Source organism: Roseateles sp. GW823-FHT07B05 (assembly GCF_058794515.1).
On sequence record NZ_JBXAGX010000019.1, the window covers coordinates 1 to 18,502 of the forward strand.

An 18,502-nucleotide genomic window follows, 5' to 3' on the forward strand; every position below is an offset into this window, starting at 1 on the left:
ACCATCGACAACGCGCTGGTCAGGCCGCGACCGTCTGACTTAAACCAACGGGCCTCCGCGGAAGCCGGGGCGATTCATATAGCAGTGCGCCGAGCGACTTCAGCATGTCGCCTCGCTTCGCCTTCGAGAGCTTGTGCCAATGCAGCAATAGCTCGGCCGTCTGGTCGTCTGGTGAGTAGAAGTACTCGACAGGCACGCCCAGCGCTTTGGCTAGGTTCTGCGCAATGCTGAACCTCGGGGTGTGCACGCCCGCTGGTACTGGCTCATCCGCACGTTGGCGGCGTCTTCGATCTCGGCGGCCACGGCCACCTGCTCCAGCGTCATCCCTGCGCGCTCCCGCGCCTGAACAAACCTCCGAGCGAGCACCGGCAAGCCCTTAGTGCTTGCTGGGCGCTTCGTCGCGGGTTGTTCATGGGCCTTCGTCACCTGCCTGCGTCAAGATGTTGGGCGGATGCCTGCCGTGCGGAAGCGTCAACCGCGCCCCATCCCGTCAAACACCGCCTTCCGCAGTTCCACCATGACCTCGGCAAGGCTGGGCGCCAACTCTTCCCAGGCGGTGGCATCGAAGTGGCGGGGGCGGCGAAGCTGCGACGTCTGGGCGCGCTGCAGCCGGCGACCGTCACAGGCGAAGACGATGCTGTTGCCGCAATCCCGGTCACACAGGACGAGCGCGCGGCCGTCGAACGCGCGGCGGATGCGCTCGACGTGCAGGGCGTAGTCGCAGTGCCCCATGTGCAGGTTCACGACCAGCAGGCCCTCCGGCTGCAGTGAGTCGCGGCAGTCGTCGTAGAAGGCTTGCGAGCACAAGGCGGGCGGGATGCCGTCGGGGTCGTAGCCGTCGACCATCAACACGTCCAGGCGGTGCGGCGGCGAGCGCACGAAGTCCGCGCCGTCGCCCCGGCGCACCGCGAAGAGGCCGTCATCCGGCGGCACGTGGAACACGTCTCGCAGCGCGATGACGTGCGGGTTGATCTCGACGACGTCGATGCGCGCCTTCGGCAGGTAGGCGCGGCAGAACTTGGCCAGCGAACCACCGCCGAGACCGATCATGCCGATGGTGTCCGGCCGGTCGTTGAAGAGCAGGAACCCCATCATCGTGCGGGTGTAGTCCAGGTCCAGCGCCAGCGGCCTGCGCGACTGCATCCGGCTCTGGATCTCACTGATCGAGAAGTGAAGCGCCTTCGTCGTCAGCGTCTCGTAGACGAAGGGCTTGACGTGGTCCTCGGCATTGGCGGTATCGGGCATGGTCAGCGAAGTTGTCAGGGATGGGGCTGGCTGCGCCGGGCGGCATGGACAACCACCGGCGCGCCAAGCCTGCGATGCCGCGCCGCGGCCGGAGCTATCCCGGCAAGCGGCCAGATTTATTGGCATTTGATTTGCTCGCGATTATCATGCCGTTAACATAAAAGGCACACCATGGAGCAGAAAACCGCACGACTGACCGTCCTCATCGACCCGGACAAGAAGAAGGCCTTCGAGACGCTTTGCGCGCAGCAGGACGTCACGCCATCGCAGGTGGTCCGCCGCCTGATCCGCGACTACCTGGCGGCCCATGGTGTCGACTTCGGTCCGGGTGGCGCCAAGGCGCCCGAAGCCGGCTGACCCGTTGCCACGCGGAGCGCCGGCCTGTCGGCATGCCGGGGGATGCCACCTGCATGGCGACGCAGCCCCCTCCCGGGTGCACCCGATGAGCGCTCCAGAGCCTCGCAGCAGAACCCGGTCGGCCTGTCAGCGCGGCCAACCCGCAGGCGTCCGGCACGTGACGCGCTTCCATTCGAAACACTGAACCCCTACCGAACCCCATGAGCACCCTGCCCGCCTGCCCCAAGTGCCAGTCCGCCTACACCTACGAGGACGGCGCCCAGCTCATCTGCCCCGAGTGCGGCCACGAATGGTCGGCGCAGCCGGCCGAGGCGACTGCAGAGGAGGCCCGCGTCGTCAAGGATGCCGTCGGCAATGTGCTGCAGGACGGCGACACGGTGACCGTCATCAAGGATCTGAAGATCAAGGGCTCGTCGCTGGTCGTGAAGGTAGGCACCAAGGTCAAGAACATCCGCCTGACCGACGGCGACCACGACATCGACTGCAAGATCGACGGCATCGGCGCGATGGGGCTGAAGTCGGAGTTCGTGCGCAAGGTCTGACCCTGCCGCTTCGCCACCCCTGAGACAAAGTAGGCACGCTTGAACACGCTGGAGCAACTTCGCGCAGGCAACTTGCACGGCGCGCAGCGCCTGACCCTTCGCGCCAAGCTGCGCGAGCTACCGGCCGAGGTCTACACCCTCGCCGACACGCTGGAAGTGCTGGACCTGTCCGGCAACGAGCTGGACGACCTGCCCGCCGACCTGCCGCGGCTGCACCGGCTCAAGGTCATCTTCTGCTCCGACAACCGCTTCACGCGGCTGCCCGAGGTGCTGGGGCGCTGCGAGGCGCTGGAGATGGTGGGCTTCAAGGCCAACCGCATCGTCGACGTGCCGGCCGCCGCGCTGCCGCCGCAGTTGCGCTGGCTGATCCTGACGGACAACCGCATCGAGACGCTGCCCGACGAGCTGGGCCGGCGGCCGCGGCTGCAGAAGGTGGCGCTGGCCGGCAACCGGCTGCACGCACTGCCGGCGAGCTTGGCGGCGTGCAGCAACCTGGAGTTGCTGCGCATCTCCGCCAACCAGCTGGGCGCCCTGCCCGACTGGCTGCTGGCGCTGCCCCGGCTGACCTGGCTGGCCCATGGCGGCAACCCGTACAGCGCCGCGCAGGAAGCGCAGACGCTGGCCCACGCGCCGGCACCGCTCGTGCCGTGGGCCAGCCTCGACGTGCAGGCGCTGCTGGGCGAAGGCGCCTCGGGCCACATCTACCGCGCGGCACACGCCGACCGGGGCGCCGTGGCGGTGAAGGTCTTCAAGGGCGAGGTGACGAGCGACGGCCTGCCGTCTACCGAACTCGCGGCCTGCCTGCAGGCGGGGGCGCACCCGCAACTGATCCCGGCCATCGGGCGGCTGAGCGGGCACCCAGCCGGCGCTGATGGCCTGCTGATGCCACTGGTGGGCCCCGAGTTCCGCACGCTGGCCGGGCCGCCCAGCCTGGCGTCGTGCACGCGCGATGTCTACGACCCCGCGCTGCGCCTGTCGCCCGCCGTCGCGCTGGCAATGGCCGCCGGCGTCGCCGAGGCGCTGGCGCATCTGCACGAGCGCGGCCTCACGCACGGCGACCTGTACGCGCACAACCTGCTGCACGACGGCCAGGGCCAGGTGCGGCTGGGCGACTTCGGCGCCGCATCCTTCCTCGCCAGCGTGCCCGCGGCGCAGGCCGCGCGGCTGCGGGCGCTGGACGTGCGCGCGCTGGGCTGCCTGCTGGAAGAGCTGCTCGGCTGCTGCGATGGCGGCACCGCGCCGGCAGCGGCCACGGCGCTCGCACAGGCCTGCCTGCAACCGCAGGTGGCGCAGCGCCCGTCGGCCCATGAACTGGCGCAGGCACTCAGCGAGCTGGCTGAGGCCTGACGTTCAGTCTGCGGTCACAGCGACCGCAGGAAGGCCAGCACCGCGTCCCGGTCGGCCTTGCCCAGTGCCTCGAAGCGCTGGCGCGACTTCCCGCCCTCGCCGCCGTGCCACAGGATGGCCTCGGTCAGGTTGCGGGCGCGGCCGTCGTGCAGGTAGCCGACCTTGGCGGCATTGCCCATGACCTTCTCCGTGTAGCCGATGCCCCACAGCGGCGCCGTGCGCCACAGCGCGCCCTTGGCCTGGCCCTCCACGTAGCCGTCGGCCAGGCCCGCGCCCATGTCGTGCAGCAGCAGGTCGGAGTACGGCTTGATGGCCTGGTTGCGCAGTTCGGCGAACAGGTGGCCCGGGCCGGTCTTCATGTCGGTGGCGTGGCAGGCGGTGCAGCGCATGGTCTGGAACAGCTTGGCGCCGGCGCTGACCTGCAGCGGGTCCACGCGGTGCTCGTCCAGCGGCGCGACGCCCTTGGGGAAGCCGCTGGGCAGGCTGCGCTGCGCCGGCACGGCGACGAGCGCGAGGTAACGCGACACGGACTGCAGGTCGGCCTCGGAAATGCCTCGCTCGGCCTTGCCCGCGGCGCAGGCCACCGGGCCGTTGTTGCACGCACGGCTGGGGTAGACGGGCGACGTGACCGCCATGTCCTGCAGCAGCGCCGCGGCCGTCTGGTGGCGCAGCGAGACCTTGGACGCCTTCCAGCCGAAGCGGCCCAGCCGCACGGCGCCGGTCTCGGGGTCGAAGACGTAGTTGGGCACGCCCTTCACGCCGTCCTCGTCGGCCACGCTGCGCGCGCGGGCCAGGATGTCGGCCTCGGGCACGGCTTCTAGCAGGCCGGTGCCGATCATGGGTTGCGCCGCGCGCAGCGAGAACACCGCCGGCACCGGGCCGTCGAACGCCAGCGTGGGCTTGCGCAGTTCCACCGCCGTGCCGTCGGCCAGCGTCACCGTCTTCGTCTCGAACCCGCCCACGCGCACGCTGGTGCCCCAGTCCTGCGGCGTACCGCTGGCCGAGAACGCGTTCATCTGGATGGAGGTGCCGTAGCGCGAGTGCGGCAGTTGCTGGCCGGCGGCGTCGAGCATCGCGGTGCGCACGGACATCGCGTCCAGCTTCTGGTTGACGGCGGTCGGCGCCGGGCTGCGGCCGTTGTTGACGTGGCAGGCGATGCAGGCCGACTGGTTGAAGCGCTGGCCCTGCAGACCCACGGCCGGCGTGTAGCGGTCATTGCCGGGCTCGTTGTGGTCGCCGGTCGTGAAGCTGGTGTGCACCAGGCGGCGCCCTTCGACGAAGCGCTGCATGTTCTGCATGCCGGCGTGGTTGTGCGGCTGCTGGAACATGAAGAGGCCGTTGTCGGAGTAGTTGTACGACACCGAGCCGTCGCCGCCCGACAGCGTGGCCACCGGCAGCGGCGCGTTCATCAGCCGCGGCTGCACGCCGTAGGACGGGCGCAGGCCGGTGCCGACGACATAGGTCCACTCGCCGGCGTAGTAGCGGATGCCACCGTTGTCGCCGATGGCCTGCATGGCCTGCGTCGTCGAGAAGAACGACGGCGACACCTCGATGACGTCGCCGACGACCAGCGCACGGCCCGGCACGCTCTTGCCGTTGGGCATGCCGTCAGCGCCGATGTCACCGTGGCCGGGGTAGCCGTTCACGGTCAGGCTGCAGCCGTTGTTCAGCAGGTTGGCGCTGGCCAGCTTGCCGTTGGGCGGGTAGGCCACGGGCGGGCAGATCGCCAGGCTCTTGTCGGCCAGCTCGCCGGGGTTCATCCAGCCGTAGCCCGTCACCCCCACGCGGTCGAACGCGCGGAACCACGCCACGCCACCGGGCAGCTGCGGCTGCGTGAAGTACTGGTTGACCTTCAGCGTCGGCTTGGTCACGCCGGCCACGCGGCTGTTGTCGATGATCTCGAAGCCCCAGGTGCGGTTCTTGAAGTACTGCGGCACGAAGGTCAGGAAGTTGCCCGGCCCCTTGTCGACGGGGTTGCCGGCGGCGTCCACCGTCTCGTTGGGGCCGTAGCCGATCTCGTTCCAGTCCTCGCCGCGCTCGCGGCCGTGGCGGGCCAGGCCGCGCACGCCGAAGCGCGTGACCAGCGTGCCATCGGGCAGCGTGAACTGCAGCGACTCCAACGGCTCGGCGCTCGTCGGCAGCGGCACGAGGCCGGCACCGCTGGCGGGGAACTTGACGGCCGACGTGGCGACGTCGGCCAACGTGTTGTCGCTGCCGGGGCTCTTGAACTCGGCCTCGAACAGCGAGTAGCCGTATTGCGTGGCACGGGCCACGCCCTGCAGGCGCAGGTAGCGCGCATTGACGCCGAGGTTGAAGAACTCCTCCGTGCCGCCGCGGCCGTTGCTCACGTTGCGGACCTCGGTCCAGGTCTTGCCGTCGTCCGACGTGCGCAGTGAGTAGGCCTTGCCGTAGGCGTTCTCCCAGACCAGCTTCAGGTAACCCACGGCCGTCCTGGCGCCGAAGTCGAACTGGATCCACGCGCCGTCCTCGAACGTGCTGGCCCAGCGCGTGCCCGGCTTGCCGTCGATGGCCATCGCGGCCGCGTTGCCGGCGTTCTCGACGGCCGACGACGTGGCGGCCACGGGCTTGATGGTGACGCCGGGCTGGCTGGTGTCGACCGGCGATGGTGCAGGCGCCGGCGCCGGCGCGGGTGCCGGTGCGGGCGCCGGCGCGACGCCGGAGAACGCCTGGATCTCGAAGACGGAGTAACCGTACTGCGACGAGCGCTTGATGCCCTTCAGGCGCAGGTAGCGCCCCTGACCGCTGAGGCCCGTCCAGTCCTCGCTGCCGCCGGCGCTGTTGGCCACTGCCTTCAGCGTCGTCCAGGCCACGCCGTCGGCGCTGACCTGCAGTTCGTACTGGGTCGCGTGCGCGCGCTCCCAGTCGATGTGGACGCGGCTGATGGCCACCGTCTTGCCGTAGTCCAGCATCAGCCACTGGTCGTCGCTGAAGCCGCTGCTCCAGCGCGAGCCGTCGTCATGGTCGATGGCCTTGGCGGCGGACAGGTCGTCGCGCTCCGACGCGCTGGCCGTCACGGCCACCGGCGTCAGCGCCGCCTCGGTGTCGCTGGCGGTTGCGGCCAGCGCGCGGGCGGTGGCGCCGGCGTCGCTGCCCTGCGCCGTCGGTTGAGATGACTCGCCGGCGCCACCGCCGCCGCAGGCGGCGAGCAGCAGGCTCACGGCCCACGGCAGGCTGCGGATTGAGAAGGTGCGCAAGGCGGGTCGCGGCAGCATGGATTCCCTTGTTCTGGTTCTGGCGGCAGGTGGCCTTCGATATGAAAGCGCCTTCAAGCCTGCGAGGGCGCGATGCTGCCCAGGCGGGCGGCGCCGGTCCACCTTCATCACCGTCTTGAGCGGTTTCTTGCCGCCCGTTACATGTGTACTGCCGGGCTCAGAGCGCCGCGCTGAGCGTCAGCTGCGCCGTGCTGCGCCGCATGGCGCCTGCCCACATGACCGGCCCGCCGCGGCCGGCCGCCACCCAGGCCAGCTGCATCTCCACGCCCGGGCCCAGCTGCCACGAGGCGCCCGCGCGCAGGTCCACGCGCGCCTGGCCCTGCGGGTTGTACGGCTGGTTGGCCCAGCGCGACGCGCCATGCGCTCGCAGCAGGCCCGCATGCCCCAGCACGGCCAGCGGCGCGCTCGCCGGCCAGCGCGCATTGGCCTCGGCATAGACCGTGCGCTGGCCGCTACCGTAATAGTCGGGGGCGTGATGCAGGCGCGCGCTCCAGCCCTCACCCAGCAGGCCCACATAGCCCTCGGCGAAGTCGTAGCGCGACAGGCCCTCGTAGCGGTGCAGCACCAGGCCGGCCTCGGCATCCAGGCCCGGCTTCAGTTCGAGCACGCGTCCCCCGTAGGCCCGCAGCCAGGCACCGCGCCGGTCAGCGTCGAAGCGCACGCGCGCCAGCGACACGCCGCCGTACCAGCCCGCAGCGCCATCCCAGCCCAGGCCCAGCTGCACGCCGGGCCGGTTGCCGGTGTACGACACGCCGCGCTCGCGGGCGTCCGTCTGCACGGACAGCGTCGCGCCGACATCGGCGCGCGCGGCGCCGGTCAGCAGGAGCATCAGAAGCAGCGGTCGCGCGGCGGGCATTACTCCGCAGTGTGCACGAGCGATCTGCAGGCCGCATGACGGGGGCCCGCCCAGCGCGCCAACGTCGCACAGCCGTCGATGCGCCCCTGCGCCGCCGTCACCAGCGTGGCCTTGGCGTCCAGCTCGCGCGCCAGCGCCAGCAGGCCGGCGGCATGCGCGGCGGCGAAGGACGAGCCCGTCACCACCGTCCAGCCACCGCCCGGCGCCGTGCTGGGGATGCCGCTGCCCGGCGCCAGCATCGCGCCGCTGGGCAGCGGCGGCGCACTGCCCACCACCAGCACGCCGGGGTGGTTGGCCGGGAAGGGGCCGTCCCGCCCCGGCAGCGCCGCCACGACGGTGGCGCCGCGCGCCTGCGCCTGGTCCAGCAGCAGCGCCAGCAGCCGGTCGTCCGGCCCGCCCAGGCTCAGGTTGATGATGTGCGCGCCCTGCTGGATGGCCGCGTACAGCGCCTTGGCCAGGCCCAGGCCGGTGCACAGCGTCTGTGCCGGGCTGGCTTGCCAGCAGGCGCGCAGCGCCAGCAGCCGCGCCTGGGGCGCGATGCCGGCAATGCCGGCGCCGTTGTCGGCCCGCGCCGCGATGATGCCGGCCACCGCCGTGCCATGCCCTTCGGCCGGCGGCGGGCGGTCGTCGACGAAGTTCTGGCTGTGCACCACCTGGCCCGCCAGGTCGGGGTGCTGCGTCTCCACGCCGCTGTCCACCACCGCCACGCGCACGCCGCGGCCGGTGGCCAGCTGGTGCAGCTCGGCCAGCTGCCACTGCCTGGCGGCCGGCTGCGCGGCGTACAGCGGCTCCTGCGCGCTGCCGCCCTGCGCCTGGTACAGCCCCACGGGCTGCGCCCAGGCCACGCGGCCGTCTTCCGACACGGCGCGCGCCACCTCGGCCGACGAGCGCCGGTCGCCCTCGGGCAGCCGCATGACGAAGCACTCCACGCCGGCCAGCGGCATGGGCCACTCGCTGCGCATCTCCAGTCCGTGTTTCTCCGCCAGGCTCTGCGCCACCTGCTGGCGCGACTGCCGGCCCACGCCGGCGCCGTAATGGCCGGCGTAGCTACCGTCGGGCCGGTAATGCGCCTTCGGCAGCTGCAGCATCACCAGAACCTGGCGCTGCGCTTCCTCGGCCTGCGCGACTGCCGGCCGGCCAAAAAGGCAGCAGGCCAGCAGCACCAGCAAGTGCAGCCACAGGCTCGCCCGCTTCATCGTGCCGGCCCCGGCTGCAGCGGCTCGGCCAGCTGCACGATAGGCGCCGTGCGCAGCGCCGCCAGCCCGCGGGCGTCCACGCGCAGCAGCCAGGCGCCCGTCTCGGTCGGGCCGGCGACGACGCTGGCGCCCTGCGCCTGCAGCAGCTCACGCAACGCCTGCTCGCCGGTGCCGGGCTTGAACATGACCAGCGCGTCCGCCGCCACCGGCACCGCGCCGGCGGCCGACAGGCCTTCGTAGGCCGGCGCATCCTGCCGCGCCTGCAGCCACAGGCCCAGCAGCAGCGCGCAGGCCGCCCCCTGCGCGCCCAGCGCCCAGGGCACCCAGCGCGGCGCGGCGTGCTGGCGCGCCACCGGCAGCAGGCGGGCGTGCAGCTTCGCGAGGCCGGCCTCCACGTCACCCACGTCCTCGGGCGCGCCCGCGCCGGCCAGCAGCGTCTGCATGGGCCGCTCGGCAGCCAGTTCGTTGCGGCACAGCGTGCAATGCGGCAGGTGCTGCCGCACCCGGGCCGTGTCGGCCTCGTCCAGCTGGCCGCGTGCAAACCAGGGCAGCAAGGCCTGCACGGCCGCGTGCTCGTCGTGTTCCATCGGGATGACCACACTCATGACAACTCTCCTCCATGCCCGGCCAGGTCGTCGAGCAGGGTGCGCAGCCGGCGCCGCGCGTAGAACATCCGCGTCTTCACGGTCTCGGCGGGGCAGCCCACCACCTCGGCGATCTCACCGTAGGCCATGTCGTGGAAGTAGCACAGCTCCACGACGGCCCGGTGCTCCGGCGACAGCTCGGCCATCGCCTCGCGCAGCCGCCCGCGCAGCTGCACAAGGCCGAACTGCTGCTCGGGCCCCGGCCCGGTGTCCGCCGCCTCGGGCAGCGCCTCGTCGTCGACCGGCAGGTCCTGCCGGCTCAGCGCCTTCAGCCCCTTGCGATAGGCGATGCCGAAGATCCAGGTCGACAGCTTGCTGCGGCCGTCGAAGCTGTCGGCGCGCTGCCAGAGCACCAGCATCGTGTCGTTCAGCGCCTCCTCGATGGCGTCGGGCTGGCGCATCAGGTGCGTGAGGAAGCGCCACAGCCGCGGGTGGTAGAGGCGGTACAGCGCGTCGAAGTCGGCCCGGCGGCCACGCTTCACCCCGGCCAGCAGCGCCAGCTCGACGGCTTCCGTGCCCGCGCCGCGCTCCGGCGCCGGAGCGGCCTCGCGCTTTTTTCGGATGCTGGACCAGATTGACATGCCGCGTGAGTACCCCGCCACCCTCCAAAGGTTCAACGGGCATCGTAGCCAGCGCGGTATCGTGTCGCCATGAGCGATGCCGGCCTCCTCACCCTGCCCGACCCGGCCGACGCCGGGCCGGCGGGGCTGCCGGATGCCGAGCCCCGGCTGCAGGCCGGCGGCCCGCGCGAATGGCGGGTCAGCGGCGACTGGACGCTGCTGGCGCTGCGCGGCCGCTACGAGGCCTTGCGCCAGCGCATCGCGCAGGCCGTGGCCGACGACGCCGGCGCGCTGTGGGACCTGCGCGAGCTGAGCCAGCTGGACACCGCCGGCGCGCTGACGCTGTGGCAGGGCTGGGGCCAGAAGCCACCCGCCCGGCTGCTGTGGCTGCCCGAACACGTGACGCTGTTCGCGCAGTTCATGCAGCCGGCCGCGCTGCCCCGGCGCAAGCCCGGCCTGGGCCCGGGGCTGGAGCGCGCCAGCCTGAGCCTGCTGGCCTTCGCCCGCCACGGCGTGGACATCGTCACGCTGACCGGCCGGCTGCTGCTGGACGCCCTGCTGATGCTGAGGCGCCCGTCGCTGATCGGCTGGCGCGAGATCTCGGCCAACGTCTACCGCACCGGCGCGCAGGCGCTGCCGATCACGGCGCTGGTCGGCTTCCTCGTCGGCCTGACGCTGTCCTACCTGATCTCGCGCCAGCTCAAGACCTACGGCGCCGACATCTTCGTCATCAACATCCTGGGTCTGGCCGTGCTGCGCGAGCTGGGCCCGCTGCTGGCGGCCATCATCGTGGCGGGCCGCTCGGGCTCGGCGATGACGGCGCAGATCGGCGTCATGCGCGTCACGCAGGAGCTGGATGCGCTGTCGGTGATGGGCATCTCGCACACGGTGCGGCTGGTGGCGCCCAAGGTCGTGGCGCTGGCCATCTCGCTGCCGCTGGTGGCGCTGTGGACCAGCGCGCTGATGCTCGTGGGCGGCATGGCCGCGGCCGGCGCGCAGCTCAAACTGGACCCGGCGCAGTTCCTGCACACGCTGCCCAGCGTCGTCGAGCCGGTGAACCTGTGGCTGGGCTGGATCAAGTCGGTGCTGTTCGGCGGCCTCATCGCGCTGCTGGCCTGCCACTTCGGCCTGCGCGTGAAGCCCAACACCGAGAGCCTGGGGCAGAGCGTCACGCAGTCGGTCGTCACGGCGATCACGCTGGTCATCGTCGTGGACGCGATCTTTGCCGTCCTCTTCTCGGACGTGGGTGTCTGATGGACAAGTCCGAAGCCATCATCGAAGTCGACAACGTGACGACGGCCTTCGACGGCCATGTCATCCACCGCCATCTCAACCTGACCGTGCATCGCGGCGAGGTCATGGCGCTGATCGGCGGCTCCGGCTCCGGCAAGACGACGCTGCTGCGCCTGCTGCTGGGCCTGGAAGTGCCGCAGGCCGGCAGCGTGAAGATCTTCGGCCACCCGCTGGGCCGCTGCGCCGCGCGCGACCTGGAGCGCGTGCGCTACCGCTGGGGCGTGCTGTTCCAGAACGGCGCGCTGTTCTCGGCGCTCAGCGTGTTCGATAACGTCGCGCTGCCGCTGCGCGAGCTCAACAGCGTGCCGCCGGACATGATCAAGCCGCTGGTGCTGCTCAAGCTCGCCCAGGTGGGCCTGAAGCCCGACGACGCGCTGAAGCGCCCGTCCGAGCTGTCGGGCGGCATGGTCAAGCGCGTGTCGCTGGCGCGCGCGCTCATCCTCGACCCGCAGCTGCTGTTCCTCGACGAGCCCACCGCCGGGCTGGACCCCGACAGCGCCAAGCAGTTCGTCAAGCTGCTGCGCAAGCTGCGCCAGGAGCTGGGGCTGACGGTCGTCATGGTCACGCACGACGTCGACACGCTGTTCGCCGTCGTCGACCGCGTGGCCGTGCTGGCCGAGCAGCGCATCCTGGCCTGCGGGCCGCTGACCGAGGTGGCGCGCCTGCCGCACCCGTTCGTGCGCAACTTCTTCCTCGGCCACCTGGAGCGCTGCGCCGAGGAAGACGTGAAGCGCTTCCGGCTCAGCCTGGACGACACCAGCGAAGAAGGCGGCGTCCCGGCCGTCCTGCGCGAGGACGCGCTGTGAGCCCCTCGCCCAGCCCCGCGGCGCTGGACGCGCGCGTCCCTGGTCGGTCCCCCGAGGGGACGGAGATGCACGCGGCATCGAGCCGCGTGCACATCGCCCAAGCGGGCCGGCTTGGGGGCGGCCCGGCGCTCGGCCCGCAATAACCGAGGCAGACTGCACCCATGGAAAACAAAGCCCACGCCCTCGCCGCCGGCCTGTTCCTCTTGCTGCTCGGCCTGGCCCTGGCCGCCAGCGTCGCCTGGTTCCAGGGTGACCGCACGGCCCGCGTGCGCTACACCGTCGTCGCGCGCAGCGGCGTGCCGGGCCTGAACCTGAAGGCGCCCGTCAAGCTGCGCGGCGTGGAGGTGGGCTGGGTGGACAGCATCGGTTTCGACCCCGAGGACCCGCGGCAGATCCTCGTAGGCATCGTCGTCGACGCCGCTGCGCCGGTGGCCGCCACGACGCATGCGCAGCTGGGCCTGCAAGGCGTGACCGGCCTGTCCTTCGTCAGCCTGGAAGAGGCCGATGCCAAGGCACCGCTGCAACGTGCCCAGCCCGGGACGCGGCTGGCGCTCAAGCCCACGCTGCTGGACCGCCTGGCCGAGAGCGGCCCGCTGCTGCTGGCCGGCTTTGCCGAGACGGCCGAGCGGCTCAACAAGCTGCTCAGCGATGACAACCGCGCGCAACTGGGCCGCACGCTCGCGCGGCTGGACCAGACCGCCGCCGACACCAGCCGCCTGATGGCCGCGCTGCAACCCGCCGCACGCGAGCTGCCCGGCCTGCTGAAGAACGCTGACGGCACCGCGCAGCAGGCGACCGCGGCGCTGCGCGAGATCCAGACGCTGGCCGCCGACGGCCGCGCGCTGGCGCAGGACCTGCGCGCCCGCGCCGCCGTGCTGGACCGACTGGACGCCGCGGCCCAGCAGGTACAGGCCACCAGCCGCAACTTGGAACTCGCGCTGGTGGGCGACACGCCGCAGCGCACCCGCCCCGTGCTGGCCGACGTATCGGCCGCCAGCCGCAGCATCGAGCGCGCCGCGCACGAGCTGGGCGACCAGCCGCAGAGCCTGCTGTTCGGCCGCGGCGCGCAGCCGCCCGGGCCGGGCGAGGCGGGCTTTGCCGACCGGCTGAAGACGGGTGCCGCCAAATGAGAGCCACTGCCCTCCCCCTGCTCGCCGCGCTGCTGCTGGGCGCCTGCTCGCTGACGCCCACCGCACCGGCCCGCGCCGTCTACGACCTCGGCCCCGCGCCCGCCACGGCAACGGCCGGCGGTGCGCTGGCCTGGCGCATCGCCGACGTGACGGCGCCGCCGTGGCTGAGCGGCGACGGCATCGCCTACCGCCTGAACTTCCAGCAGGCGCAGCGCCTGGAGCGCTACCGCGACAGCCTGTGGGCCGCGCCGCCGCCGGCGCTGCTGACGCAGCGGCTGCGCCAGCAGCTGGCCGGGCTGCCCGGCTGCCCCGGCCGCCCGCCCGGGCTGCTGGCGGTGCACCTGGATGCCTTCGAGCAGCAGTTCACCAGCGCCACCGACAGCCGCGCCGTGCTGCGGCTGCAGGCCACGCTGTGGCCCGCCAGCGGCGCCGCGCGCCAGCAGGCCTGGACGCTGGAGCGCCCGGCCGCGCCCGATGCGGCCGGCGCCGTGCGCGCGCTGGCCCAGGCGGTGGACGACTGGCTGCCGCAGCTGGCGGCCTGGCTGCCCGCCTGCCCCGGCTGAGCGAGCCCTAGCCGCGCTGCGCCAGCCAGGCGACGAAGGCGTCCACCGGCATGGGCCGGGCGCGCAGCCAGCCCTGGGCGGCATCGCAGCCGAGCCGGCGCAGCAGGTCCCAGTCCTCCTGCGTCTCGGCGCCCTCGGCCACCGTGCGCAGGCCCAGGTTGGCGCCCAGGTCGATGGCCGCCTTCAGCAGGGTGATGGTGGCCTTGGACGCGGCGGCGTTGCGCACGAAGCTGCGGTCGATCTTCAGCTCGTGCAGCGGCAGCCGGTGCAGGTAGGACAGCGAGGACTGGCCGGTGCCGAAGTCGTCGATGGACCACTGGAAACCCAGCGCGCTGATGTCGCGCATGCGCTCGGCCACCTGCACCGGGTCGTTCATCGCGACGCTCTCGGTCAGCTCCAGGCGCAGGTCGGTGGCTTGGGCACCCGTCTCGGCCAGCAGCCGCTGCAGCGTCTCGCGCAGGCACGGCGTGCCGATGTCGTGCGCCGACACGTTGACCGCGATCTGGCATGACAGGCCGGCCTGCGCCAGCTCGCGCGTGATCTGCATCGCGCGGCGCAGCACCCAGTGCGTGATGTCGCGGATGGCGCCGATGTCCTCGGCGAACGGGATGAACTCCACCGGCGGCACGGTGCCGCGCGCCGGGTGGTTCCAGCGGATCAACGCCTCGGCCCCGGTGACGCGGTCATCCGCCAGCGAGAACTTGGGCTGCAGAAGCAGCTCGAACTCGTCGTCCTGCGCCGCGCGCCGCAGCTCGGACACCAGCGACAGCTGCCGCGGGCTGGCCTTGCGCAGCTGCGGCGAGAACAGCGTCCAGCCGGCGCAGCTCTGGCGGTCCTCGTGCAGCGCGATCTCGGCGTTGGACATCAGCTGCTGCATGGTCTGGCCGTGGCCGGGCGCCATCGCCACGCCCCAGCCCGCGCTGATGTCCACCAGGTGGCCGCGCACGCTCAACGGCGTCGAGAACAGCGTGGCGGCGAGCCGGCGGATGGCGGCATCGCCGTCGTCACCGTCATCGCGGGGCACGGTCAGCGCGAACTGGTCGGCATACACGCGGGCCACCAGCGCCAGCCCGAACACGGCCGTCGCGGCCCGCAGGCGATCCGCCACGGCCACCAGCACCTCGTCGCCCACCTCATGGCCCAGCGCCTCGTTGATCGCGTTGAAGCGGCGCAGGTTCAGCATCAGCACCACCGGCTCGGCCAGCTGGCGGGCCAGCCATTCGTCGCCCAGCACGCGCATCTGCTCGCGGTTGGCCAGGCCGGTCAGCGGGTCGCGGCGGAACTCGTCCAGCAGGCCCAGGTCCGGCTCGGCCCGGTCCTGCTGCACCATGCGGCGCGCCTCGGAAGCGAGGTATTTCTTCTGCTGCTCCAGCTGCCGGTAGCGGTCCAGGTGGCCGTAGGCCGCGGGCCAGTCGCCCAGGTCGCGTGCCAGCTGGGCGAACGAGCGCCAGTAGTGCGCGCCCAGCACGCGGTGGCTGCCGGAGAAGAACTCGGCCAGCCGCACCGCCTCGTCCAGCGCCTGCCGGGCCTGCGCGGGCTGGCCCAGCGCCTGCAGGTACAGCGCCTGCGACAGCGCCAGCTGGCAACGCACCTCGTAGCTGCGCTGCGGCTCGGGCACCTGCGCCAGCAGCGCCAGGCAGCGGCGAGCGTCGTCCAGCTGCCCGAGCCGGGCGTAGACCTCCGCGCCGATGGCGTGGAACTGGTTGACCGCTTCCTGGTCCAGCAGCGTCAGGTCGTCCGGGAAGGCCCAGGCCGCCAGCAGCGGCAGCACCTTGTCGACATCGCCCAGCGCATGGTGGATGCCGGCCAGGCAGGCCACCGCGCTGAACCGTAGCCAGCCGCCCACGCCACCGCTGCTGTCCAGCACCCCCTTGAGCACCTGCAGCGCGGCCAGTTCGTCGCCGGCCAGGTACATCGCGATGCCCAGGTTGGCCAGCGCGGCCTCGCACATGCCCTTGTGGCCCATCGCCCGGGCCAGCACCAGCATCTGGTCGGCATGGCGCAGGTAGGCCGCGGGGTTGCCCAGCGTCTGGTACAGGTACAGCGCCGGCCCCAGCGCGAGGCTGCGCTCCAGCGGGTCGGCCACCCGGTCGATGTCGGGCACCAGTTGCTCGAAGGCCGCCACCGCCTGGCGGACGTCGCCGCCATAGGCCGCCGTCCCCAGCGCCAGGCTGGTGGCGATGACGGCGCCGTCGCGGTCGCCCCCCGCACGCAGCTGCTCGGCCAGCGCGCGGTAGCGCCGGCTGGCCTCCTCCCCCTGCGGCGCCAGGCGCACGCCGATCAGGTCCAGCCGCAGCGCCAGCAGGCCGGTGGTGTCGTCGGCCTGCACCGCGCGCCAGCGCGCGAGCGCACGCCGGGCCTGGTCCATGCCCAGCAGCCGGGCCTGCCAGATCTCGCGGAAGGCGACGGCGTGCCGCCCGCTGGCACCGGGCCCGCCCCCGGGCTCCGGGCGGTGGCTGGTTGGCATGGAGCCCCCTGTGGAGTTGAGCGCTTGCGGCCGGGCGCAAGGCGAGCTGCGCGCCGGCGATACCTCCGGATGGCGAACCGCCACCGGTCGAAAAGCGCGGAATCCTAGGGGTTGTTCCCGGGTTTATCGAGGCGGCACGGCAGCGCGCTCCGCCTGCACCGGCGTTTCCGTGGGGTATTTCACGGTGCGGCCCACAGGGGTTCTGCAGACCCTCCCTAGATATCCAATGCGTAGACCGTCGCCGCGGCGCGCTCCGCGGCCGTGTGGCCGGCCAGCGCGCGGTCCCACTCGGGGCCCGCGGCGCCGGCACTGGCCTGCGCGCCGCCGGTCATGTGCGTGATTTCCTCGGTGCCGGCATCGAATTCGCCGGCCGGCGTGCGGTCGGCCAGGAACAGCCGCGCCACCGCGCCGTCGGCCGAGCCGATGATGACGAGATAGCGGGCGACCTGGCGGTGCGTCTGCTGCGCGTGCCGGGGTGGCACCTCGTGGCCAAAACCGTCGTTCATGGCGCCCTCCTCAAGGCCTGCCGCCCAGTGGCAGCGGTTCGGTGGCCGACCAGTCGGGCTGGGCGGCCTCAATCGACGGGAACGCCAGCCGCTGCTCGACGTCCACCTTGCGCGCCACCAGCCGCGCGCACTGGCGCAGGCAGGCCAGCGCGCCGGCCTGCAGGTCGGGCTGCGCCGCGGCGCTGAAGCAGCACACGGTGCCGTAGACGCGGCCGTCCGGCAGCACCACCGGCGTGCTCAGATGGGCGCCGACGGTGATGCCGGTGTCCGGCAGGTCGCCGCTTGCCACCAGCGGCCGCGCGTCGGTCACCAGCTCCGGCATGCGGCCCTCGACGACGCGCTGGCAGTAGCTTTCCTCCAGCGGCCCGGAGTCGCCCGCCTGCAGGCCCAGCGCGCCGCCGCCCTCCATGAAGCGGAACACGCGCTCGCCGTCAACGAACTCGGACACGAACACCACGTCCATGCGCAGCTGCCTGCGCAGCATCAGCAGCACGTCGGTGATGCGCCGGTCCAGCGCCGGGTCGTAGCTGTCGGACGTGGCCACCAGCAGCTCGGAAATGCGCACTTCCAGCGCGTGCGGGTCCAGCGGGTCCAGCAGGGACATGGGCTCTCCTCAACAAGGCGTCGCCACCATCATCCCCGCTGGCGCCGGCTCGGTCGAGCCGGCTCGGCAACAGCCCGTGAGCGCGCGGGCCCATGGCGTTTCGGTCGTGCGATTGAGCGGCCGGGGTAAACCAGGGGGCGGAGAATGAACCGGGTAAGCTATCTTATTGAACCGTTGTTTCATTTTCAGACCGTGAACCCCTCCCCTTCGACCACGGCGCGGCCCGTGTCCATTGCCGCCCTGGGCGAATGCATGCTGGAACTGCAAGGCCAGGCCTTCGGCAACCTGCGCCAGACCTTCGGCGGCGACACGCTGAACACGGCCGTCTACCTGGCCCGCTGCGGCGGCGCGGGGCTGCGGGTGCACTACGCGACGGCGCTGGGCGACGACAGCCTCAGCGCCGGCATGCTGGAACGCTGGCAGGACGAAGGCGTGCTGACGGGCCTGGTGCAGCGGCTGCCCGGGCGCGTGCCGGGGCTGTACCTGATCGAGCTGGACGACAACGGCGAGCGGCGCTTCCACTACTGGCGCGGCCAGGCGGCGGCACGGGCGTTCTTCGACACCGCGGCGACGGCACTGGAGGACCAGGCCGACGCGCTGGACGCGCTGTACCTGTCGGGCATCAGCCTGGCCATCCTGCCGCAGGCCGGCCGCGAGCGGGCGCTGGCGCTGATGGCGCGCATGCGCGCCGCCGGCAAGGTGGTGGCCTTCGACAACAACTACCGGCCGCGGCTGTGGGAATCGGTGGCCGACGCGCGCTACTGGTACGGACGCGCGTTTGCGACGGCCTCCGTGGCCCTCATCACCGCCGACGACCACCAGGCGCTGCACGGCCTGCCCGACCTGGCCAGCGCCGTCAGCGCGGCGCAGGCGCTGCCGGTGCCGGAGATCGCCATCAAGCGCGGCGGGCTGCCCGCCATCGTCGGCGGCGACGGCCAGTGGCAGGAGGTGCCCACCGAGACGGTGGCCCGCGTCGTCGACACCACCGCCGCGGGCGACTCCTTCGCCGCCGGCTACCTGAGCCGCCGGCTGCGCGGCGTGGTACCCGCGGAGGCCGCGGCCTTCGGCAACCGGCTGGCGGCGCGCGTCATCCAGCACCCCGGCGCGCTGATCCCGCGCGACGCGATGCAAGACCTGATGCAAGGCTGACCGC

General features: G+C 72.3%; 17 protein-coding genes. 8 read left to right on the plus strand and 9 right to left on the minus strand.

Translation table 11 applies throughout. From position 1 onward, the window contains the following. Nucleotides 1-471 precede the first annotated feature (471 nt). Nucleotides 472-1,245, minus strand: a complete 774-nt coding sequence (locus AC1Q7O_RS25185) for a spermine/spermidine synthase domain-containing protein (RefSeq protein WP_492661779.1) — start codon at nucleotides 1,243-1,245, stop codon at nucleotides 472-474. Between the two features lie 171 nt (nucleotides 1,246-1,416). Between AC1Q7O_RS25185 and AC1Q7O_RS25190 the strand changes: the two genes are divergently transcribed. From AC1Q7O_RS25190 to AC1Q7O_RS25200, 3 genes are all read left to right on the plus strand, one after another. Then, a complete protein-coding gene (locus AC1Q7O_RS25190) occupies nucleotides 1,417-1,602 on the plus strand; it encodes a ribbon-helix-helix protein, CopG family (RefSeq protein WP_394511054.1) in 186 nt (61 codons plus the stop codon). A gap of 200 nt (nucleotides 1,603-1,802) precedes the next feature. Next, on the plus strand, nucleotides 1,803-2,144 hold the full coding sequence (locus AC1Q7O_RS25195) for a zinc ribbon domain-containing protein YjdM (protein ID WP_492661780.1): 342 nt from the start codon (nucleotides 1,803-1,805) through the stop codon (nucleotides 2,142-2,144). 39 nt (nucleotides 2,145-2,183) lie between these two features. Further along, on the plus strand, nucleotides 2,184-3,491 hold the full coding sequence (locus AC1Q7O_RS25200; protein WP_492661781.1) for a leucine-rich repeat-containing protein kinase family protein: 1,308 nt from the start codon (nucleotides 2,184-2,186) through the stop codon (nucleotides 3,489-3,491). A gap of 14 nt (nucleotides 3,492-3,505) precedes the next feature. Here AC1Q7O_RS25200 and AC1Q7O_RS25205 read toward each other — a convergent pair whose 3' ends face one another. The 5 genes from AC1Q7O_RS25205 to AC1Q7O_RS25225 form a co-directional block, all read right to left on the minus strand. Next, the gene (locus tag AC1Q7O_RS25205) at nucleotides 3,506-6,724 is read right to left on the minus strand and encodes a di-heme oxidoredictase family protein (RefSeq protein WP_492661782.1); all 3,219 of its coding nucleotides are present in this window, start codon (nucleotides 6,722-6,724) and stop codon (nucleotides 3,506-3,508) included. A gap of 157 nt (nucleotides 6,725-6,881) precedes the next feature. Beyond that, complete coding sequence (locus AC1Q7O_RS25210) at nucleotides 6,882-7,553, minus strand: TorF family putative porin (RefSeq protein WP_492661783.1); 672 nt, start codon at nucleotides 7,551-7,553, stop codon at nucleotides 6,882-6,884. 26 nt (nucleotides 7,554-7,579) lie between these two features. Beyond that, nucleotides 7,580-8,776: a S8 family peptidase gene (locus AC1Q7O_RS25215; protein WP_492661784.1), complete on the minus strand. Its 1,197-nt coding sequence runs from the start codon at nucleotides 8,774-8,776 to the stop codon at nucleotides 7,580-7,582. Beyond that, entirely contained in the window at nucleotides 8,773-9,381 is a 609-nt protein-coding gene (locus tag AC1Q7O_RS25220; protein ID WP_492661785.1) for a zf-HC2 domain-containing protein, read from the minus strand. Before AC1Q7O_RS25220 ends, AC1Q7O_RS25215 begins: the two co-directional genes overlap by 4 nt. Beyond that, nucleotides 9,378-10,001 carry an RNA polymerase sigma factor gene (locus AC1Q7O_RS25225; RefSeq protein WP_492661786.1) on the minus strand — a complete coding sequence of 208 codons (624 nt, stop codon included), beginning with the start codon at nucleotides 9,999-10,001 and terminating at the stop codon, nucleotides 9,378-9,380. The genes AC1Q7O_RS25220 and AC1Q7O_RS25225 overlap by 4 nt, the downstream gene beginning before the upstream one ends. Before the next feature lie 69 nt (nucleotides 10,002-10,070). Here AC1Q7O_RS25225 and AC1Q7O_RS25230 point away from each other — a divergent pair, with 69 nt between their 5' ends. The 4 genes from AC1Q7O_RS25230 (at nucleotide 10,071) to AC1Q7O_RS25245 (ending at nucleotide 13,772) form a co-directional block, all read left to right on the plus strand. Then, a complete protein-coding gene (locus AC1Q7O_RS25230) occupies nucleotides 10,071-11,234 on the plus strand; it encodes an MlaE family ABC transporter permease (protein ID WP_492661787.1) in 1,164 nt (387 codons plus the stop codon). Then, on the plus strand, nucleotides 11,234-12,079 hold the full coding sequence (locus AC1Q7O_RS25235; protein WP_492661788.1) for an ABC transporter ATP-binding protein: 846 nt from the start codon (nucleotides 11,234-11,236) through the stop codon (nucleotides 12,077-12,079). Before AC1Q7O_RS25230 ends, AC1Q7O_RS25235 begins: the two co-directional genes overlap by 1 nt. A gap of 161 nt (nucleotides 12,080-12,240) precedes the next feature. Continuing rightward, nucleotides 12,241-13,209 (plus strand): MlaD family protein, encoded by a 969-nt coding sequence (locus tag AC1Q7O_RS25240; RefSeq protein ID WP_492661789.1) that lies wholly within the window; start codon nucleotides 12,241-12,243, stop codon nucleotides 13,207-13,209. Continuing rightward, nucleotides 13,206-13,772: an ABC-type transport auxiliary lipoprotein family protein gene (locus AC1Q7O_RS25245; protein ID WP_492661790.1), complete on the plus strand. Its 567-nt coding sequence runs from the start codon at nucleotides 13,206-13,208 to the stop codon at nucleotides 13,770-13,772. The genes AC1Q7O_RS25240 and AC1Q7O_RS25245 overlap by 4 nt, the downstream gene beginning before the upstream one ends. Nucleotides 13,773-13,779: 7 nt before the next feature. Here the strand turns inward: AC1Q7O_RS25245 and AC1Q7O_RS25250 are convergent, their stop codons facing one another. From AC1Q7O_RS25250 to AC1Q7O_RS25260, 3 genes are all read right to left on the minus strand, one after another. Further along, the gene (locus AC1Q7O_RS25250) at nucleotides 13,780-16,239 is read right to left on the minus strand and encodes a putative bifunctional diguanylate cyclase/phosphodiesterase (protein WP_492661791.1); all 2,460 of its coding nucleotides are present in this window, start codon (nucleotides 16,237-16,239) and stop codon (nucleotides 13,780-13,782) included. Between the two features lie 215 nt (nucleotides 16,240-16,454). Then, nucleotides 16,455-16,745, minus strand: a complete 291-nt coding sequence (locus AC1Q7O_RS25255) for a hypothetical protein (protein WP_492661792.1) — start codon at nucleotides 16,743-16,745, stop codon at nucleotides 16,455-16,457. A gap of 10 nt (nucleotides 16,746-16,755) precedes the next feature. After that, nucleotides 16,756-17,349: a GAF domain-containing protein gene (locus AC1Q7O_RS25260; protein WP_492661793.1), complete on the minus strand. Its 594-nt coding sequence runs from the start codon at nucleotides 17,347-17,349 to the stop codon at nucleotides 16,756-16,758. Nucleotides 17,350-17,541: 192 nt separating this feature from the next. On the opposite strand from AC1Q7O_RS25260, the gene AC1Q7O_RS25265 reads away from it, so the two are divergent. Then, nucleotides 17,542-18,498 (plus strand): sugar kinase, encoded by a 957-nt coding sequence (locus AC1Q7O_RS25265; protein WP_492661794.1) that lies wholly within the window; start codon nucleotides 17,542-17,544, stop codon nucleotides 18,496-18,498. Nucleotides 18,499-18,502: the final 4 nt, after the last annotated feature.

Excerpts from the sequence above, each read along its gene's own strand:
- AC1Q7O_RS25235 (WP_492661788.1), top strand. The coding sequence starts at position 11,234 with ATGGACAAGTCCGAAGCCATCATCGAAGTCGACAACGTGACGACGGCC.
- AC1Q7O_RS25210 (WP_492661783.1), bottom strand. The coding sequence starts at position 7,553 with ATGCTCCTGCTGACCGGCGCCGCGCGCGCCGATGTCGGCGCGACGCTG.
- AC1Q7O_RS25225 (WP_492661786.1), bottom strand. The coding sequence starts at position 10,001 with ATGTCAATCTGGTCCAGCATCCGAAAAAAGCGCGAGGCCGCTCCGGCG.
- AC1Q7O_RS25220 (WP_492661785.1), bottom strand. The coding sequence starts at position 9,381 with ATGAGTGTGGTCATCCCGATGGAACACGACGAGCACGCGGCCGTGCAG.
- AC1Q7O_RS25255 (WP_492661792.1), bottom strand. The coding sequence starts at position 16,745 with ATGAACGACGGTTTTGGCCACGAGGTGCCACCCCGGCACGCGCAGCAG.
- AC1Q7O_RS25205 (WP_492661782.1), bottom strand. The coding sequence starts at position 6,724 with ATGCTGCCGCGACCCGCCTTGCGCACCTTCTCAATCCGCAGCCTGCCG.
- AC1Q7O_RS25260 (WP_492661793.1), bottom strand. The coding sequence starts at position 17,349 with ATGTCCCTGCTGGACCCGCTGGACCCGCACGCGCTGGAAGTGCGCATT.
- AC1Q7O_RS25190 (WP_394511054.1), top strand. The coding sequence starts at position 1,417 with ATGGAGCAGAAAACCGCACGACTGACCGTCCTCATCGACCCGGACAAG.
- AC1Q7O_RS25215 (WP_492661784.1), bottom strand. The coding sequence starts at position 8,776 with ATGAAGCGGGCGAGCCTGTGGCTGCACTTGCTGGTGCTGCTGGCCTGC.
- AC1Q7O_RS25250 (WP_492661791.1), bottom strand. The coding sequence starts at position 16,239 with ATGCCAACCAGCCACCGCCCGGAGCCCGGGGGCGGGCCCGGTGCCAGC.
- AC1Q7O_RS25185 (WP_492661779.1), bottom strand. The coding sequence starts at position 1,245 with ATGCCCGATACCGCCAATGCCGAGGACCACGTCAAGCCCTTCGTCTAC.
- AC1Q7O_RS25240 (WP_492661789.1), top strand. The coding sequence starts at position 12,241 with ATGGAAAACAAAGCCCACGCCCTCGCCGCCGGCCTGTTCCTCTTGCTG.
- AC1Q7O_RS25195 (WP_492661780.1), top strand. The coding sequence starts at position 1,803 with ATGAGCACCCTGCCCGCCTGCCCCAAGTGCCAGTCCGCCTACACCTAC.
- AC1Q7O_RS25230 (WP_492661787.1), top strand. The coding sequence starts at position 10,071 with ATGAGCGATGCCGGCCTCCTCACCCTGCCCGACCCGGCCGACGCCGGG.
- AC1Q7O_RS25245 (WP_492661790.1), top strand. The coding sequence starts at position 13,206 with ATGAGAGCCACTGCCCTCCCCCTGCTCGCCGCGCTGCTGCTGGGCGCC.